The organism is Paenibacillus sp. GP183 (genome assembly GCF_900104695.1).
Classification (GTDB): Bacteria; Bacillota; Bacilli; order Paenibacillales; family NBRC-103111; genus Paenibacillus_AI.
Window position 1 is genome coordinate 3,859,009 of record NZ_FNSW01000001.1, and the last position, 15,810, is coordinate 3,874,818.

Sequence of the window (15,810 nt, forward strand, 5' to 3'; positions counted from 1 at the left end):
ATGTCTAATAAACATCAGTTGCAGCGTACATCATGTAGTTTATATGAGTTAAAGTAGGGGGAATTAGTAACATGTCCAGACGGCCAGTCGTAGTGAAATTAAAAACCGGCCTTCACGCCAGACCTGCGGCATTGTTCGTACAAGAGGCGAATAAATTTTCATCAGAGATCTTCGTGGAAAAGGATGAAAAGAAGGTAAACGCGAAAAGCATAATGGGCATCATGAGCCTTGCGATCAGCACAGGCACTGAGGTATCCATTAGTGCAGAAGGCTCAGACGCGGAGCAGGCTGTAAACGCTTTAGTCACATTGGTGAGCAAAGAGGAATTAGAAAACCAATAAGTCGTTGAAAGCTTCCTGGGCTGGAAGCTTTTCACTTTAAACAAGCTTTTCAAATATGGCAAATTTGTTACAACCATACGCTGCAAGAAACCTTTTCCTCATCCAAGCTGTCTATATAGGCAGTAAGATCAGGGGAAAGGGGTATTTGCCGTCCCAATCACATGTTAAATCAATCCAAACCGCGTATAAACAAAGGAGCCCATATGAAGCTACATAAGAAACAAGCCGCAATACTTTTGGCCATAGTTGTTTGGATATCGAGCTTTTTAGCCGTACATCCAGTGGATGCCGCCATTTCCACCAGCTCAAGCACCATTCTGATGGATGTAGATAAAACGGATGCTTTCATCAATGGGCAGAAGATTGAATTGGAAGTGCCAAGCTCCATCCTCGCCGACAGCAAGATGTACGTACCCGCCAAATTTCTCGGAGATGCCATGGATTTTACAGTGAAATGGGACGATGCAACCCGCACCATTCGAATGACGCCTCCGGGATACGAGATCCTGATGGATCCGGATCATCGCAAGGTTACGATCAATGGGGTGGATACTCCCTTTGAGACTGTGGCTGCGATCGTAAGAGGGAAGCTGCTGGTCAAATTAACATGGGTAACGGATTATATGGGGGCAAGCTATACCTTTGATGATGCGCTTAGACGGGTAACCATTGGGTACACTCCTCATCCGGCAAGTATTTATATCGAAAAAGACGGTAATTCGCGACCCGTTGCCAAGTTTACAACCGCCAAGCTTTCTTACCGCATTGGAGAGCCTGTGAGCTACGTGGATCTCAGCTATGATCCGGATGCGGAAGGTCTCAGCTATTCGTGGGTCGGCCGACAGGAAGCTTTTTTTACACCGGGCGAGTATCAGGTAAGTCTGCAGGTAACGGATCAGCACAGACATACCAGCGAGCGGTTTACCTATCAGGTCATAGTGAGAAATGAGCCCTACTTGACCGAGGCGGAATATCCCTTTTACATGAAGCCCATCGGAGGATTTATTCAAACGAGCTTGGGAGTTCCATGGTCGAGGTTTGATGAACTGCCAGCTTTGGCGAAGACGGTGACCCAAAATTCAGACCGCAAGCTGTTGGTCAGCAGCAGTCCTCAAGATATAACGGATAAAGGCATTCTCTATCAGGATCAAGTGAATGGCAAAGCCAGATTGTATGCCAACCATACGAATGGAACCGGTCGGAAAATGACATTTGCCATCCTGGCCACGAACAAGACGGATAAGCCCGTGACCATCCAGTCCACACATAAAGGAACTGTGGTATCTTCAGTATACGAGAATATTGTGGGTGATCAAACGGCCTCAGATTTATTAATCAATAAGGATTATGATGAAAAGATCGTTGTCCCTCCCAATAAGTCCTTGGTTTACTCGCAGGTTCCCAATCTGTATCCCGGTGAAGTGACCAATAACTTCTATGACATCACGACGGACGGAGAGCTGACAGTGACATTTGTCGCGGATAACGAGCTGACTCAATCCACTTTAACCAGCCTGTTCGTTCTTCCTAAAACAGATCAAGCCAGAGGAACTTTTCCGGTTACGGAGCAAAGTTGGAATATCCAAGCCTCATCATTAGATAAGGTGCATATAATAACCATCGGTGACAATAAGATTGATCCTTTTATAAAAAGTACAGATGCCACGATGAAGCAGGAAGCGGTAAATACCGGTAATTTCGGTGTTGTTTATAAAATCCATGCGGACAAGCCGCGTAAAATGGCCGTAATGGTATTGGCGCGCGGGGGTATCTTTAAGGGCTCCTTCAAAGTCAACGGTGAAATCGTTAGTGCTCCGTCAACAGGAGTTATGACAGCTCTGGACGGTATGAGAGTCCTTGCACGCACAACAGGCAAAGAGGATTCGCTTGATATTGAATTCACTCCTCCTGTCGGCTCCGTGCTGCCGATTGATTTAGTCTTTTACCCATTGGATGAAAGAAAATAAAAAAACCGGCTGGCGCCTCATGCGCACAGCTGGTTTTTTGTTTGAAATTATACGCGTTCGATGACTTTATCAATCAGGCCGTAAGCAGCTGCTTCAGCGGCGCTCATGAAGTAATCGCGGTCGGTGTCCTTCTCGATGCGCTCCAGCGGCTGTCCGCTGCGCTCCGCGAGAATTTTATTCAAGCTGTCGCGCAGCTTCAGAATACGTTTGGCGCGAATCTCAATGTCGGAGGCTTGGCCTTCGGCACCGCCGAGAGGCTGATGAATCATCACTTCGCTATTGGGTAAGGCATAGCGTTTGCCGATAGCGCCGGCTGTAAGCAGGAATGCGCCCATGGAAGCCGCCATACCTACACAAATCGTGGATACATCCGGTTTGATGAACTGCATGGTATCATAGATGGCCATGCCCGCAGTAATCGATCCGCCGGGACTGTTGATATAAAGGCTGATATCCTTCTCAGGATCTTGGGCGGCCAGGAAAAGCAGCTGGGCAATAATGGAGTTGGCCACAACATCGTTGACGCCGGTACCCAGGAAGACGATGCGATCCTTCAACAAACGGGAGTATATATCATAACCTCTCTCACCGCGTGCGTCTTGCTCTACGACCATAGGAATAAAACTCATACGAAAATGCCTCCTTCTAGTGCTTCTTTTATTTGTAAGTATAACTTGTATCAAGGTTCTACAAACATAATACCGAAAAATCCTTCAAAGGTCAATAAAGGTCAAACTGTAATGAAAAAAAAGGGGTTTAACGCGCCCGCAAGGAATCGAACCTTGATCTCAGGCTCCGGAGGCCTACGTCATATCCATTGGACCACGGGCGCATGCATGTTTAATATTATGAAGCAAGGGTAATTATACGGTAGGCGCAAGAAAAAATCAAGCCGTGAGGGATTATAAATACTTGATGAGATTTCTCGCCAAATGGTTGAATCATTTTGGGAAATTGGGTATAATATAAGAGCTTACAGATTTACTTTGTCCTAGTGGGACTTAAAATGCATACCTGGGACATAAATCGTCCATCTTTGAAATCAGAGGAGCTGCCGATTTGCCATGAGAGAAATCCTCGAGATTCAGAAACAACTCCTGCCTGATTTGCTTGAGGTTATGAAAAAAAGGCATTCCGTCCTCCGCCATATTCAAGTGACGGGTATTGTCGGCCGAAGGACGCTAGCAAGCTCACTCCATATGACCGAGCGGGTGCTGCGTGCAGAGGTTGATTATTTAAAGGACCAGGGATTGCTGGATATCGATGCCAGCGGCATGAAGATTACTGAATCTGGCCGGCGGTTATTGGAGGATATGGAGCCTCTGATCAAGGAAATTTTGGGCATTTCCGCATTAGAGGAACGGATCCGCACTGCTTTTCAAATAAAGCAGGTCGTCATTGTTCCCGGAGATTCGGATGTTTCAGATTTAACTAAAAAAGAGCTAGGTCGTGCGGGAGCTGCAGTTTTGCGTAAATATGTCGCTAACAATGACGTGATCGCAGTTACCGGGGGTTCAACCATGGCACAGGTGGCCAACCACCTGACAGCCTCTGCTCCAATGAAGAGCAGCTGGTTCGTACCGGCACGCGGGGGTCTGGGTGAAAGTGTCGAGTTGCAGGCGAATACGATTGCTTCGACCATGGCCAACAAGACCGGCGGTAAATACCGGCTGCTGCATGTCCCTGACCACCTGGGCGAGGAAGCCTATCAGTCTCTGATTCAGGATAGTCAGATCAAAGAGATCATCGAGGTCGTGCGACAAAGCCGCATCGTCGTTCACGGTATCGGAGATGCTATGGTCATGGCTCGCAGGCGCAAGGTCGATGATGCAACCAAGCAGAGCCTTCAGACGGAGGGCGCTCTGGCGGAAGCGTTCGGGTATTATTTTGATAGGCAGGGCCAGGTCGTACACAAAATGCCGACCGTAGGCATCAGGCTGGAGGATCTTCTCCATATTGAAGTCATTATCGGTGTGGCGGGCGGCCAAAGCAAAGGCGAAGCGATTGCATCCGTGCTTTTACACGGGCAAGAGGATGTGCTGGTCACTGACGAAGCTGCTGCACTAGAGATATTGAAGTATGCGCCATCATGATGTGCATTTTTGCATGTCTTGAAATATAAAAGAAACTATATTCTAGGAGGAATTTCACTATGGTAAAAGTAGGTATTAATGGTTTCGGACGTATTGGTCGCAACGTGTTCCGCGCAGCGCTTAACAACCCTGATGTACAAATTGTGGCTGTGAATGATTTGACCGATGTTGCAACACTGGCACATTTGCTGAAATACGATACCACTCACGGCATAATCGATGCAACTGTTGAAGTCGGAGATGGCGCAATCATTGTAAACGGACGCTCGATCAAAATTTTTGCAGAACGCGACCCTGGCAACCTGCCTTGGAAGGACTATGGTGTTGAGATCGTAGTGGAATCCACTGGAATTTTCACAGCCAAGGAAAAAGCATCCCTTCACTTGAAAGGCGGAGCCAAGAAGGTTATTATTTCCGCTCCGGCGACAGATGAGGATATCACGATCGTGCTTGGCGTTAACGATGACAAATACGATGCTTCCAAGCATACCATTATCTCCAATGCTTCTTGTACAACGAACTGTCTGGCTCCTATGGCCAAAGTGGTCAATGATAAATTCGGAATCGTCAAAGGAATGATGACGACCGTTCACTCCTATACCAATGACCAATCCGTTCTGGATCTTCCGCATAAAGACCTTCGTCGTGCGCGTGCTGCGGCTGAGAATATCATTCCATCCTCCACGGGCGCTGCAAAAGCGATCGGACTTGTCCTGCCTGAGCTAAAAGGCAAATTGAACGGTATGTCTATGCGCGTGCCTACACCTAACGTATCCGTGACTGACCTAGTCGTAGAGCTCAGCAGGAATGTAACGGTTGATGAAGTAAACGCAGCCTTGAAAGAAGCGGCTGACGGTTCGCTGAAAGGCATCTTGAACTACTCCAATGAGCCGCTGGTATCCAGTGACTACAACGGCAACCCGGCTTCCTCCACTATTGATGCATTATCCACTATGGTTGTTGGTGACAATATGCTGAAGGTGGTTTCCTGGTACGATAACGAGTGGGGCTACTCCAACCGTGTCGTTGACCTTGCTGCCTTTATCGCTAAAAAGGGCCTATAATTTCACACGTACACTTATAAAGGGGAGAAGCGATTCTCCTCTTTCGGTGTGAATGAAGGATGGAAAACCGAAAAAGTAAAGAAAATTCCACCAGCGAGCAGAAAAGCCGTGTTTTGCTGCTTATTGCACGCCGAAGGGCTCTACAGGCAAAGCTTGATTGCTCAAAAGAGCCTCACTTGCGCATAAAAGCCTCATTTGCGCAAAAAAGCTCCACAAAGAAATCATCCCCAAGGAGGATGCCGTCCATGAATAAGAAAAGCGTTCGCGATGCGGATGTTGCAGGGAAAAGAGTGTTTGTTCGCGTTGACTTTAATGTGCCCTTGGAAAATGGGCAAATTACGGATGATACACGAATCAGAGAGACGCTGCCCACCATCAAGTATTTGGTGGACAAAGGCGCTAAGGTCATTTTGGCCAGTCACCTGGGCAGGCCAAAAGGTCAGGTAGCGGAGGACCTGCGGCTCACTCCGGTTGCCGCCAAGCTGTCCGAGCTGCTCGGCAAGCCGGTAGCTAAGGCGGATGAAGCTATTGGCGAAGCGGTCAAAGCCAAGGTGGCAGCGCTGCAAAAAGGCGATGTGCTGCTTTTGGAAAATGTGCGTTTTTACGAAGGTGAAGAGAAGAATGATCCCGAGCTGGCGAAGGCTTTTGCCGAGCTTGCCGATCTATATGTGAACGACGCTTTCGGAGCGGCGCACCGTGCGCATGCTTCTACGGAAGGCATTGCTCATTACCTTCCTGCAGTTTCCGGCCTTTTGATGGAGAAGGAGCTGGAGGTTCTGGGCAAGGCACTGAACAATCCGGAGCGTCCTTTTACCGCGATTGTCGGCGGAGCGAAGGTGAAAGATAAGATCGACGTCATCAGCAACCTGCTGAATCTGGCGGATACGGTGATTATCGGCGGCGGGCTTTCCTATACATTTATCAAAGCTCTGGGCCATGAGATCGGTAAATCGCTTGTAGATAACGAGAAGTTGGATCTAGCGCTCAGTTTCATTAACAAGGCTAAGGAAAAAGGCGTGAATTTCCTGATCCCGGTGGATATTGTGGTGGCGGACAAATTTGGTGCTGATGCCCAAACCAAAATTGTAGGTATCGATGCTATTCCTGCAGATTGGGAAGGTATCGACATCGGTCCCAAAACACGAGAAATCTATGCTGATGCTATTGCCAAATCCAAGCTGATCGTTTGGAACGGGCCTATGGGCGTGTTCGAAATCGAGCCGTTCTCGCATGGAACCCTTGCGGTGGCTGAAGCATGTGCCAAAGCATCCGGATATACGGTCATTGGCGGCGGTGATTCTGCTGCGGCAGCTGAAAAGTTTCATTTGGCGGATAAAATGGATCATATCTCTACAGGCGGCGGTGCTTCTTTGGAGTTTATTGAAGGTAAAGCTTTACCTGGCGTTGTAGCCTTGAACGATAAATAAGGAGTGGACCAAACGATGAGAAAACCGATTATTGCGGGCAACTGGAAAATGTTCAAAACCGTCACGGAAGCCGTGAGCTTCGTGAATGAGGTCAAGGGCAAAGGAGAAGTCCAAGGCGTAGACAGCGTTATTTGCGCTCCGTTTACAAACCTGCCCGCACTCGTTGAGGCTGTAAAAGGAACTTCTCTGCATGTGGGTGCACAGAATCTGCATTTTGAGGACAATGGAGCCTACACAGGCGAGATCAGCGGAATTATGCTGAAAGAGCTGGGCGTTGAGTATGTGATTATCGGCCACTCCGAGCGCAGAGCTTATTTTGCCGAGACTGATGAGACGGTGAATAAAAAGGTGGCAGCCGCATTCAAAAACGGATTAACGCCAATTGTATGCGTGGGCGAGAAGCTGGAAGAAAGAGAAGCAGGCCAAACTAAAGACGTTTGCAAGGTGCAAACGGAAGCGGCCTTCCAGGGAATCAGCGCCGAGCAAGCGGCGAAAGTGGTTATCGCTTACGAGCCTATCTGGGCGATCGGCACAGGGAAATCATCGACAGCAGCGGATGCGCAGGATGTTATCGGCTACATCCGCGAGCTGGTCAAAGGCCTATATGGCGCCAAAGTTGCGGATGCAGTACGCATTCAATACGGCGGCAGCGTGAAACCGGGTAACATTGCGGAATACATGGCGCAGCCGGATATCGACGGGGCGCTTGTAGGAGGAGCGAGCCTGGAACCAGCTTCCTACATCCAGCTCGTGGAAGGGGCGAAGTAGCATGTCCAGACCGAAACCGGTGGCGCTGATCATCCTTGACGGGTTTGGCCTTCGTTCGGACACGCAGGGCAATGCGGTCGCTCAAGCCAAAAAACCGAACTACGACCGGTATTGGTCAACATTCCCTCACACGACGCTTACAGCGTGTGGTGAAGCCGTTGGTCTACCCGAGGGACAGATGGGCAATTCGGAAGTCGGCCATTTGAACATCGGGGCAGGACGTATCGTTTATCAGGACCTGACGAGAATTTCCAAATCGATTCGTGACGGCGATTTTTTTCATAACGAAATGCTGCTTGGGGCTGTAAGATATGCGAAAACAAACAAGAAGAAGCTCCATCTTTTTGGCCTTCTTTCGGATGGCGGTGTACATAGCCATATCCAACACTTGTTCTCGCTGCTGGATTTAGCGAAGCAGGAAGGGCTGGATCAAGTGTACATCCATGCTTTTCTGGACGGACGGGATGTAGCTCCCGATTCCGCCAAGATGTACATGGAGCAGCTTCTGCAAAAAATTGCAGAGGTTGGCGTTGGCAAAATTGGAACCGTGCAGGGCCGTTACTATGCCATGGATCGCGATAAGCGCTGGGAGCGTACGGAGAAATCTTACCGCGCGATGGTCTATGGCGAAGGTCCGCGTTACACGGATCCGATGGCAGCGATCCTTGAATCTTATGCAAAATCCGAATTCGACGAATTCGTCATACCGTCGGTTATCGCGGATTCATTAAACCAGCCTGTGGGACTCGTTGAGTCCGAGGATGCCGTGATCTTCTTCAACTTCCGTCCCGACCGTTCGATTCAGCTTTCCCAAGTGTTTACGAACGAGGATTTCAGCGGGTTCGATCGCGGCTCCAACCCGCCCAATAGGCTGTATTATGTCTGTTTGACGCTGTACAGTGAAACGGTGAAGGGCTTCGTAGCCTTTAAACCGAAAAACCTGGATAACACGCTCGGCGAGGTGCTGGCGCAGCATAACCTGAAGCAGCTGCGGACTGCGGAAACGGAGAAGTACCCGCATGTGACGTTCTTTTTCAGCGGAGGCCGTGATAAGGAGCTTCCGGGTGAGACGCGGATCTTGATTCCTTCTCCGAAGGTCGCCACGTACGACTTGAAGCCGGAAATGAGTGCGTTCGAACTGGCAGAAGCTGCAGTAGCCGAAATCGAAGCGGAGCGTCAGGATGTGATCATCATGAACTTCGCCAATCCTGACATGGTTGGCCACTCCGGTTTATTGGAGCCTACCGTCAAGGCGATCGAAGCGACTGACACCTGCCTGGGCAGAGTGGTGGAAGCTATTCTCGCCAAAGGCGGCGTGGTGTGCATCACAGCTGATCATGGCAACGCGGATGTCGTGACGAATCCGGACGGATCGCGCAACACGGCGCATACGACCAACCCCGTTCCTTTCATTGTGACGGACAAACATGTTACACTGAGAGAAGGCGGCATTTTGGCCGATATTGCCCCAACCATGCTGGATTTACTCGAAATATCGCTGCCTCCGGACATGACCGGATTCACGATTATCAATCGCTAACCAACCAATTTATATAATAAGGAGTGTATGTTTAACGATGAGTGAAATTATTGATGTTTACGCACGCGAAGTTCTGGATTCCCGCGGGAATCCAACAGTAGAAGTAGAGGTTTACCTGGAATCCGGTGTTATGGGCCGCGCAATCGTGCCTTCCGGTGCTTCCACAGGCGCTTATGAAGCTGTTGAGCTTCGCGATGGAGACAAGAGCCGTTACCTGGGTAAAGGCGTCCTGAAAGCAGTCGAAAACGTAAATGACATTATCGCTCCGGAATTGATCGGATTGGATGCCCTGGATCAAGTCGGTATCGATAACAAAATGATCGAGCTCGATGGTACTCCAAACAAAGCCAAGCTGGGCGCCAATGCAATCCTGGCGGTATCCATGGCAGTAGCACGCGCTGCTGCTGAGGCTGTTGGTGTTCCGTTGTACGTATACCTCGGCGGATTCAATGCCAAGACACTTCCGGTTCCCATGATGAATATCGTGAATGGCGGAGCACATGCCGACAATAACGTGGATGTTCAAGAATTCATGGTGCTTCCGGTAGGCGCGCCTAACTTCAAAGAAGCTCTGCGAATCGGCGCGGAAATTTTCCACAGCTTGAAGTCCGTTCTGAAGGAAAAAGGCCTTAACACGGCAGTTGGTGATGAAGGCGGATTTGCTCCGAACCTCAGCTCCAATGAAGAAGCGATTAAAACCATCATCACAGCTATCGAGCGTGCAGGCTACAAGCCGGGCGAGGATGTATTCCTCGGTATGGACGTAGCTTCAACTGAATTTTATAAAGACGGCAAGTATCACCTGGAAGGCGAAGGCAAATCCTACACATCCGCAGAGTTCGTTGATTTCCTTGCAGATTGGGTAGACAAGTATCCGATCATCACGATTGAAGACGGATGTTCCGAGGATGATTGGGAAGGCTGGAAGCTGCTGACCGAGAAGCTGGGCGGCAAGGTTCAATTAGTGGGTGACGATCTGTTTGTAACGAACACAACTCGTTTGTCCACGGGGATCGAGCAGAACATCGGCAATTCCATCCTGGTAAAGGTTAACCAGATCGGTACGCTGACTGAAACCTTTGACGCAATCGAAATGGCTAAACGCGCTGGTTATACAGCGGTCATCTCCCACCGTTCCGGTGAGAGCGAAGACAGCACAATCGCAGATATTGCGGTTGCTACCAATGCAGGCCAAATCAAAACAGGCGCACCTTCCCGTACGGATCGTGTAGCGAAATACAACCAATTGCTTCGCATCGAAGACGAGCTAGCTTATGTGGCTCAATATGCGGGCAAGAACGCATTTTACAACCTTAAAAAATTCAAGTAAAGCCTAAACCATGAGAGGGGTTGAGGGTATGAGCAACTGGTTGAAAACTATTTTATTTCTGATAGGATCCGCTATGCTGACGCACCTTCTCCCTACATCTTTTTTTCGCAATCTGGATACGATGATTCACGAGTTCGGACATGCGATCATGACGCTGGCTTTCTCGGGCCAAGTCATGTACATTGAGCTTTATGCCAATCACAGCGGTGTCACCTATTCCACGATAGCGAACTCTTGGGCCGTTATTCCTGTCTCCCTGGCCGGTTATATGTCGGCATCGTTGTTTGCTTGGTATCTGTTCTCGGCCTATGCCAAAGGCAGGCAAAAGCTTGGACTTCAAATCATCACACTGCTGGCTGTTCTGTCACTTGTGCTGTTTGTTCGCAATCAATTCGGCATCACCTGGCTGATCGGTTTTATTTTGCTGAACTTATTCATGATGATCGTCGGCAAAATAGCATGGATTCGCAATTTCTACTATTTACTGCTTGCCTTTCTATGCCTGGAGGAGTCGGTGTTCGGTCCATTATCACTCGTCCTTTACGCACTCAGCGATCCGAATAAAGCAGGCGACGCAACAAATTTAAGTCAATTCACGGGTATTCCTTCCCTTCTGTGGGCTGTCCTGTTTACCTTGTTCGCCCTTTGGTGTGCCAAGCGAGCTGTTCAAGCCTTTCTTGGTAGAAATAAGCGGGCACGCCCTGTACGATCAGCATCGCCTTATTATCAGGAGTGAGATTATGCTCATTCTTGTATTCTTGCTGGTTGTATGATAGAATACTCATGCTGATTCATTCGGCAAAGTTCATGCAATTGGGGTGCACAATATGGTAATAGCAATGAAGATTTTATTAATCATAGCATCAGTCGGATTGATCGCGATCGTCTTGCTTCAAAAAGGAAAAAGCGCTGGGTTATCCGGAGCGATTTCCGGCGGCGCAGAGCATCTGTTTGGTAAACAAAAGGCTCGCGGCCTGGAGCTTTTCTTAAACCGCCTGACCATGGGATTAGCTGCGGCTTTTTTCATCCTTTCGATTGTTGCAGCTTACGTAGTTAAACTTTAATGTATAAAACCAGGACAGCAGGGGAATTCTACTCCTGCTGTTTTTTCTTTTCATAGCAAAAACGAAACAACAAGAAGGTGGAACTATGGTGAACAAGATAGAGATTGTCGATTTTATGCGGGATACCGCTTATAAGCCCATGACTTACCAAGAGCTGGAGCAGCATTTTGGAATTAGCACAGCGGCGGACTTTAAGGAGCTTTTGAAAATCCTCAACGAGCTGGAGCATGAAGGGCTTATTCTAAGAACGCGCAACGACCGTTATGGCATCCCCGAGCGGATGAATCTTCTTCGTGGTAAGCTGCAGGCGCATGCCAAGGGGTTCGGTTTTCTGATTCCGGACGACCGGGAGCATCCCGATGTGTATATAAACGCACACGATATGAATACCGCCATGAACGGCGATATTATTTTGGTGCGGGTAACCTCCAAAAGCCAGGCCGGAGGCAAGCTCGAAGGCGAAGTGGAGCGGGTGGTCACTCGAGCCAATACGCAGCTGGTGGGTACTTTTCAGAATCAGGAGAGCTATGGCTTTGTTGTTGCTGATGATAAGCGTGTGGGCCGTGATATTTTTATTCCCAAGGAAGGCTTTATGGGGGCGACGACCGGTCAGAAGGTTGTTGTCAAAATCGTCAGTTATCCGGAGGGACGAGCGGCAGCAGAGGGAGAGATCATCGAGATTTTGGGTCATAAAGACGATCCGGGTGTCGATATTTTGGCGATTATTCGTAAGTTCCAGCTCCCCGAGGCGTTTCCTGAAGAAGTGATATTGGAAGCTGATGCTGCACCGGATTCGATTAGCGAAGATGAACTCAAAGGCCGGCGCGATTTGCGGGACAAACGGATCGTAACGATAGACGGCGAGGATGCCAAGGACCTGGACGATGCAGTCAATGTGGAAAGGCTGCCTAACGGCAACTATTTGCTGGGCGTACATATTGCAGACGTTGGTTATTATGTGAAAGAGGGCTCAGCTCTCGATACAGAGGCCTATCAAAGAGGCAATTCTGTGTATCTTGTGGATCGTGTAGTCCCTATGCTGCCGCATCGGCTATCCAATGGGATCTGCTCGCTGAATCCGAAAGTGGACCGGCTGACCATGTCCTGTGAAATGGAGCTGGATGAGCAGGCGAATGTGGTTCGCCATGATATTTTTACAAGTGTGATCCGCACTAGTGAGCGTATGACCTATACGAATGTTCGCAAGCTGCTGACCGATGAGGAAGTTGAGCCTGAGCTGCTGGAAAAGTATGATTATTTGCTCGAGGATTTCCGTGCGATGGAAGAGCTGGCGGGGAAGCTTCGCGGTAAGCGGATGCGCCGCGGCGCGATAGATTTTGATTTTGAAGAATCGAAAATTATCGTGAACGAAGAAGGCAAGCCGATAGATATCGTAAAAAGAACCCGTTCCATCGCCGAGATGATGATCGAGGAGTTCATGCTTGCGGCGAATGAAACGGTTGCGGAGCATTTTCATTATCTGAAGGTTCCGTTCTTGTATCGGATTCATGAGGATCCGGACTCCGAGAAGCTGATTCATTTTATGGAGTTTATCACGAATTTCGGATACGTGGTTCGCGGCAAAGGCAATACCGTGCATCCGCGGGCTTTGCAAACGCTTTTGGAAGAGATCAAAGGGAAGCCGGAAGAGACGGTCATCAGCAAAGTAATGCTGCGTTCGATGAAACAGGCGAGATACGATGCGCAGAGCCTGGGGCACTTTGGCTTGGCGGCTGAGTATTACTCGCACTTTACCTCTCCAATCCGTCGATATCCCGATTTGGTCATCCACAGGGTTATCCGGGAAGTGCTGGAGAACGGTGGAATGTCCGACAAGCGGCTGGATTACCTGGCTTCTCGTATGCCTGACATTGCTCAGCAATCATCCGAGCGCGAGCGTGTCGCTGTGGAAGCGGAGCGGGAGACCGACGCACTGAAGAAAGCGGAGTTCATGCTGGATAAAATCGGCGAGGAATTCGAGGGTATCATCTCGAGCGTTACCAGCTTCGGTATATTTGTGGAGCTTGATAATACCGTGGAAGGGCTGATCCGGCTCAGCGATTTGACGGATGATTATTATCATTATCATGAGATGCAGCATGCTCTTATTGGAGAGCGCACATCCAAGGTGTTCCGCATCGGCGATGAAGCCAAGGTTCGGGTGGCCCGTGTGAGTGTGGCGGAGCGGACCATCGATTTTGAGATGGTGAATATGAAGTCGCGCGGTAACAAGTTCAGCATGGTCGGCGGGGATCGCGGAGCAACAGGCGGCGGCCGCGGTGGATCTGGCGGTGGCAGACGCGGTGGAACCGGTGGGTCTCGCGGGCGGAGCGGCGGCGCCGCTGGCCGAGCCGGAGGAAGCCGGGACAAAAACGGCGGCACCGGCGGGTTTCTGGCCAAGGGCGGCAAGAGCCGCGGCGGTAAAGGCAAAGCTGGCAGCGCAGGAGGCGGCAAAGCACGCACCAAGGGCGGCGGCGAAAGCATCGGCGCCATGACCGGTGCGGGAAGCGGCCGGAACGGCAGCAGGCAAGGCGTGTTAGCTGGCGCAGGCGTAGACAAGGATGGCAAGGCCGGGTTGGTTGATTCGGCCGCCAGCAAAGGTGTCAAGCTCAGCGCAGGCGGCGGCAGAGGTGGAGAAGGCAAGAGTGGCGGCAGTAGAGGCAGTGCGGGCGACACCGGAAGCGGCAGAGCCGGTGAAGGGAAGCGCGGCCGAGGCGGTAAAGCGGGTGAGACGGGAAGCGGCAGAGCCGGTGAGGGCAAGCGCGGAGGGCGTCTCGGTGCGCAGGCCAAGAGCGGTGAAGCCTTGACGGGCGTCAAGGCGGCGAAGCAAAGGATCGAGGCCAAGAACCGCGAGCTGCGTGCAGGCGCCAAGCCCGCGGGAACGAGCAATTGGGCGAGCGACGTGAACGTGCTCGCCAAGAGCGGACGCCGCCGGGAACCGGAAGGCGACGGCGATGGTGCGAAAAAGCGGCGGACGTAATCGCCGCTTTTTGTCTGGGCTGCGCGCTTTGCTGCGCAGCCATGTTTGGGCCGCCTCGGTGGGCGGCGGGTTCTTGATTTATCGAGGCGAAGTTGATACAATAGGCTTCACTTAGGCGAAAGGAGAGATGGACGTGGCGACCAAAAAAGCCGAAAACAAAGTGCTCGCGCAGAACAAAAAAGCTTCGCATGATTATTTCATCGAAGATACCTACGAGTGCGGACTGGTGCTGACCGGCACGGAAATCAAATCCTTGCGAATGGGCAAAGCGAATTTGTCAGACAGCTTTTCGACGATTCGTAATGGGGAAGCCTTCGTGCACAACATGCACATCAGTGCTTTTGAACAAGGCAATAGAAACAACCCGGATGATCCCACCAGGGCACGGAAGCTGCTGCTGAAGAAGATGGAGATTCGCAAACTGCTGGGTCTGGCCAAGCAGGAGGGCTACACCCTGGTTCCGCTTAAAGTGTATATTCGTAATGGTTTTGCGAAACTATTAATCGGCGTTGGCAGAGGGAAGAAGCAGTTCGATAAGCGCGAAACCGCAGCGAAGAAGGATGCCGAACGCGATATCCAGCGCGCGCTTCGTGAGAAGCAGAAGGTAGCTCGTTAATGTTTGACCTATTTTACACTTAATAGACTTAACCAATATGACCATACACATTTAGTTAGCTTAACTAGGTGGAATGGTTGTTTTATTTTCGTGGAATACTTTAGATTCAGAGCAGTTTTTCTATGTCTTTAGCAATTCGGCTTGGAGCTGTCACCGGTGCAAAACGACGCACTGCATTTCCCTGACGATCGACCAAAAATTTCGTAAAGTTCCATTTGACATCCCTGGATAAAAGGCCGCCGGTTCGCATGGTTAAGTATTGAAAAAGGGGATGTGCATCCGGGCCCTTTACATTGATTTTGGCGAACATGGGAAAAGTAACTCCGTAATTGGTTTCACAGAATTGATTGATCTCTTCGTTCGTTCCGGGTTCCTGCTCCCCGAATTCATTCGTCGGAAAGCCCAGCACAGCAAAACCTTTGTCCTTGTATCGGTCGTAAAGCTGTTGGAGCTCTTTATATTGTTTCGTAAACATGCACTTGCTGGCCGTGTTTACGATTAGCAGAACTTTTCCGTCGTATGTGGATAGGGGAAGCTCCTGCTCTTGAATTGTTGTACCCGAGAATGTATATACGCTCATTATGGATTCCACCTTTGATATTTTTGTCTATTTTTCCCAT

General features: G+C 50.0%; 15 protein-coding genes and 1 tRNA gene. 13 read left to right on the forward strand and 3 right to left on the reverse strand.

Going from position 1 to position 15,810, the window contains the following annotated elements:
• The first annotated feature begins 71 nt into the window (after nt 1-71).
• Nucleotides 72-341, forward strand: a complete 270-nt coding sequence (locus BLV33_RS19030; protein ID WP_090795150.1) for an HPr family phosphocarrier protein — start codon at nt 72-74, stop codon at nt 339-341.
• Nucleotides 342-544: 203 nt separating this feature from the next.
• Nucleotides 545-2,308: a copper amine oxidase N-terminal domain-containing protein gene (locus BLV33_RS19035; protein WP_090795154.1), complete on the forward strand. Its 1,764-nt coding sequence runs from the start codon at nt 545-547 to the stop codon at nt 2,306-2,308.
• 47 nt (nt 2,309-2,355) lie between these two features.
• On the opposite strand, the gene clpP is transcribed toward BLV33_RS19035, so the two are convergent.
• Entirely contained in the window at nt 2,356-2,937 is a 582-nt protein-coding gene (clpP, locus tag BLV33_RS19040; RefSeq protein WP_090795158.1) for an ATP-dependent Clp endopeptidase proteolytic subunit ClpP, read from the reverse strand.
• 131 nt (nt 2,938-3,068) lie between these two features.
• A tRNA-Arg gene (locus BLV33_RS19045) sits at nt 3,069-3,140 on the reverse strand.
• 232 nt (nt 3,141-3,372) lie between these two features.
• Between BLV33_RS19045 and BLV33_RS19050 the strand changes: the two genes are divergently transcribed.
• The 11 genes from BLV33_RS19050 (at nt 3,373) to smpB (ending at nt 15,190) form a co-directional block, all read left to right on the forward strand.
• Entirely contained in the window at nt 3,373-4,401 is a 1,029-nt protein-coding gene (locus BLV33_RS19050) for a sugar-binding transcriptional regulator (protein ID WP_090795160.1), read from the forward strand.
• 59 nt (nt 4,402-4,460) lie between these two features.
• The gene (gap, locus tag BLV33_RS19055; protein WP_090795163.1) at nt 4,461-5,465 is read left to right on the forward strand and encodes a type I glyceraldehyde-3-phosphate dehydrogenase; all 1,005 of its coding nucleotides are present in this window, start codon (nt 4,461-4,463) and stop codon (nt 5,463-5,465) included.
• 245 nt (nt 5,466-5,710) lie between these two features.
• On the forward strand, nt 5,711-6,892 hold the full coding sequence (locus BLV33_RS19060) for a phosphoglycerate kinase (protein WP_090799058.1): 1,182 nt from the start codon (nt 5,711-5,713) through the stop codon (nt 6,890-6,892).
• Between the two features lie 15 nt (nt 6,893-6,907).
• Nucleotides 6,908-7,660, forward strand: a complete 753-nt coding sequence (gene tpiA, locus BLV33_RS19065) for a triose-phosphate isomerase (protein WP_090795167.1) — start codon at nt 6,908-6,910, stop codon at nt 7,658-7,660.
• A 1-nt stretch (nt 7,661) separates the two neighbouring features.
• Entirely contained in the window at nt 7,662-9,200 is a 1,539-nt protein-coding gene (gpmI, locus tag BLV33_RS19070; protein WP_090795170.1) for a 2,3-bisphosphoglycerate-independent phosphoglycerate mutase, read from the forward strand.
• 37 nt (nt 9,201-9,237) lie between these two features.
• Nucleotides 9,238-10,530: a phosphopyruvate hydratase gene (eno, locus tag BLV33_RS19075; RefSeq protein WP_090795174.1), complete on the forward strand. Its 1,293-nt coding sequence runs from the start codon at nt 9,238-9,240 to the stop codon at nt 10,528-10,530.
• A 28-nt stretch (nt 10,531-10,558) separates the two neighbouring features.
• Entirely contained in the window at nt 10,559-11,266 is a 708-nt protein-coding gene (locus tag BLV33_RS19080) for a M50 family metallopeptidase (RefSeq protein WP_090795175.1), read from the forward strand.
• 91 nt (nt 11,267-11,357) lie between these two features.
• The gene (secG, locus tag BLV33_RS19085; RefSeq protein ID WP_090795179.1) at nt 11,358-11,594 is read left to right on the forward strand and encodes a preprotein translocase subunit SecG; all 237 of its coding nucleotides are present in this window, start codon (nt 11,358-11,360) and stop codon (nt 11,592-11,594) included.
• 85 nt (nt 11,595-11,679) lie between these two features.
• Nucleotides 11,680-14,574, forward strand: a complete 2,895-nt coding sequence (gene rnr / locus BLV33_RS19090; protein WP_090795180.1) for a ribonuclease R — start codon at nt 11,680-11,682, stop codon at nt 14,572-14,574.
• Nucleotides 14,549-14,689, forward strand: a complete 141-nt coding sequence (locus tag BLV33_RS29410; RefSeq protein ID WP_171909200.1) for a hypothetical protein — start codon at nt 14,549-14,551, stop codon at nt 14,687-14,689. Before rnr ends, BLV33_RS29410 begins: the two co-directional genes overlap by 26 nt.
• A 12-nt stretch (nt 14,690-14,701) precedes the next feature.
• Nucleotides 14,702-15,190: an SsrA-binding protein SmpB gene (gene smpB, locus BLV33_RS19095; RefSeq protein WP_090795183.1), complete on the forward strand. Its 489-nt coding sequence runs from the start codon at nt 14,702-14,704 to the stop codon at nt 15,188-15,190.
• Nucleotides 15,191-15,296: 106 nt separating this feature from the next.
• Here the strand turns inward: smpB and BLV33_RS19100 are convergent, their stop codons facing one another.
• Complete coding sequence (locus tag BLV33_RS19100) at nt 15,297-15,770, reverse strand: glutathione peroxidase (RefSeq protein ID WP_090795187.1); 474 nt, start codon at nt 15,768-15,770, stop codon at nt 15,297-15,299.
• Nucleotides 15,771-15,810: the final 40 nt, after the last annotated feature.

Coding starts and splice junctions, on each gene's coding strand:
- BLV33_RS19030 (WP_090795150.1), top strand. CDS start 72: ATGTCCAGACGGCCAGTCGTAGTGAAATTAAAAACCGGCCTTCACGCC.
- BLV33_RS19035 (WP_090795154.1), top strand. CDS start 545: ATGAAGCTACATAAGAAACAAGCCGCAATACTTTTGGCCATAGTTGTT.
- clpP (WP_090795158.1), bottom strand. CDS start 2,937: ATGAGTTTTATTCCTATGGTCGTAGAGCAAGACGCACGCGGTGAGAGA.
- BLV33_RS19050 (WP_090795160.1), top strand. CDS start 3,373: ATGAGAGAAATCCTCGAGATTCAGAAACAACTCCTGCCTGATTTGCTT.
- gap (WP_090795163.1), top strand. CDS start 4,461: ATGGTAAAAGTAGGTATTAATGGTTTCGGACGTATTGGTCGCAACGTG.
- BLV33_RS19060 (WP_090799058.1), top strand. CDS start 5,711: ATGAATAAGAAAAGCGTTCGCGATGCGGATGTTGCAGGGAAAAGAGTG.
- tpiA (WP_090795167.1), top strand. CDS start 6,908: ATGAGAAAACCGATTATTGCGGGCAACTGGAAAATGTTCAAAACCGTC.
- gpmI (WP_090795170.1), top strand. CDS start 7,662: ATGTCCAGACCGAAACCGGTGGCGCTGATCATCCTTGACGGGTTTGGC.
- eno (WP_090795174.1), top strand. CDS start 9,238: ATGAGTGAAATTATTGATGTTTACGCACGCGAAGTTCTGGATTCCCGC.
- BLV33_RS19080 (WP_090795175.1), top strand. CDS start 10,559: ATGAGCAACTGGTTGAAAACTATTTTATTTCTGATAGGATCCGCTATG.
- secG (WP_090795179.1), top strand. CDS start 11,358: ATGGTAATAGCAATGAAGATTTTATTAATCATAGCATCAGTCGGATTG.
- rnr (WP_090795180.1), top strand. CDS start 11,680: ATGGTGAACAAGATAGAGATTGTCGATTTTATGCGGGATACCGCTTAT.
- BLV33_RS29410 (WP_171909200.1), top strand. CDS start 14,549: ATGGTGCGAAAAAGCGGCGGACGTAATCGCCGCTTTTTGTCTGGGCTG.
- smpB (WP_090795183.1), top strand. CDS start 14,702: ATGGACGTGGCGACCAAAAAAGCCGAAAACAAAGTGCTCGCGCAGAAC.
- BLV33_RS19100 (WP_090795187.1), bottom strand. CDS start 15,770: ATGAGCGTATATACATTCTCGGGTACAACAATTCAAGAGCAGGAGCTT.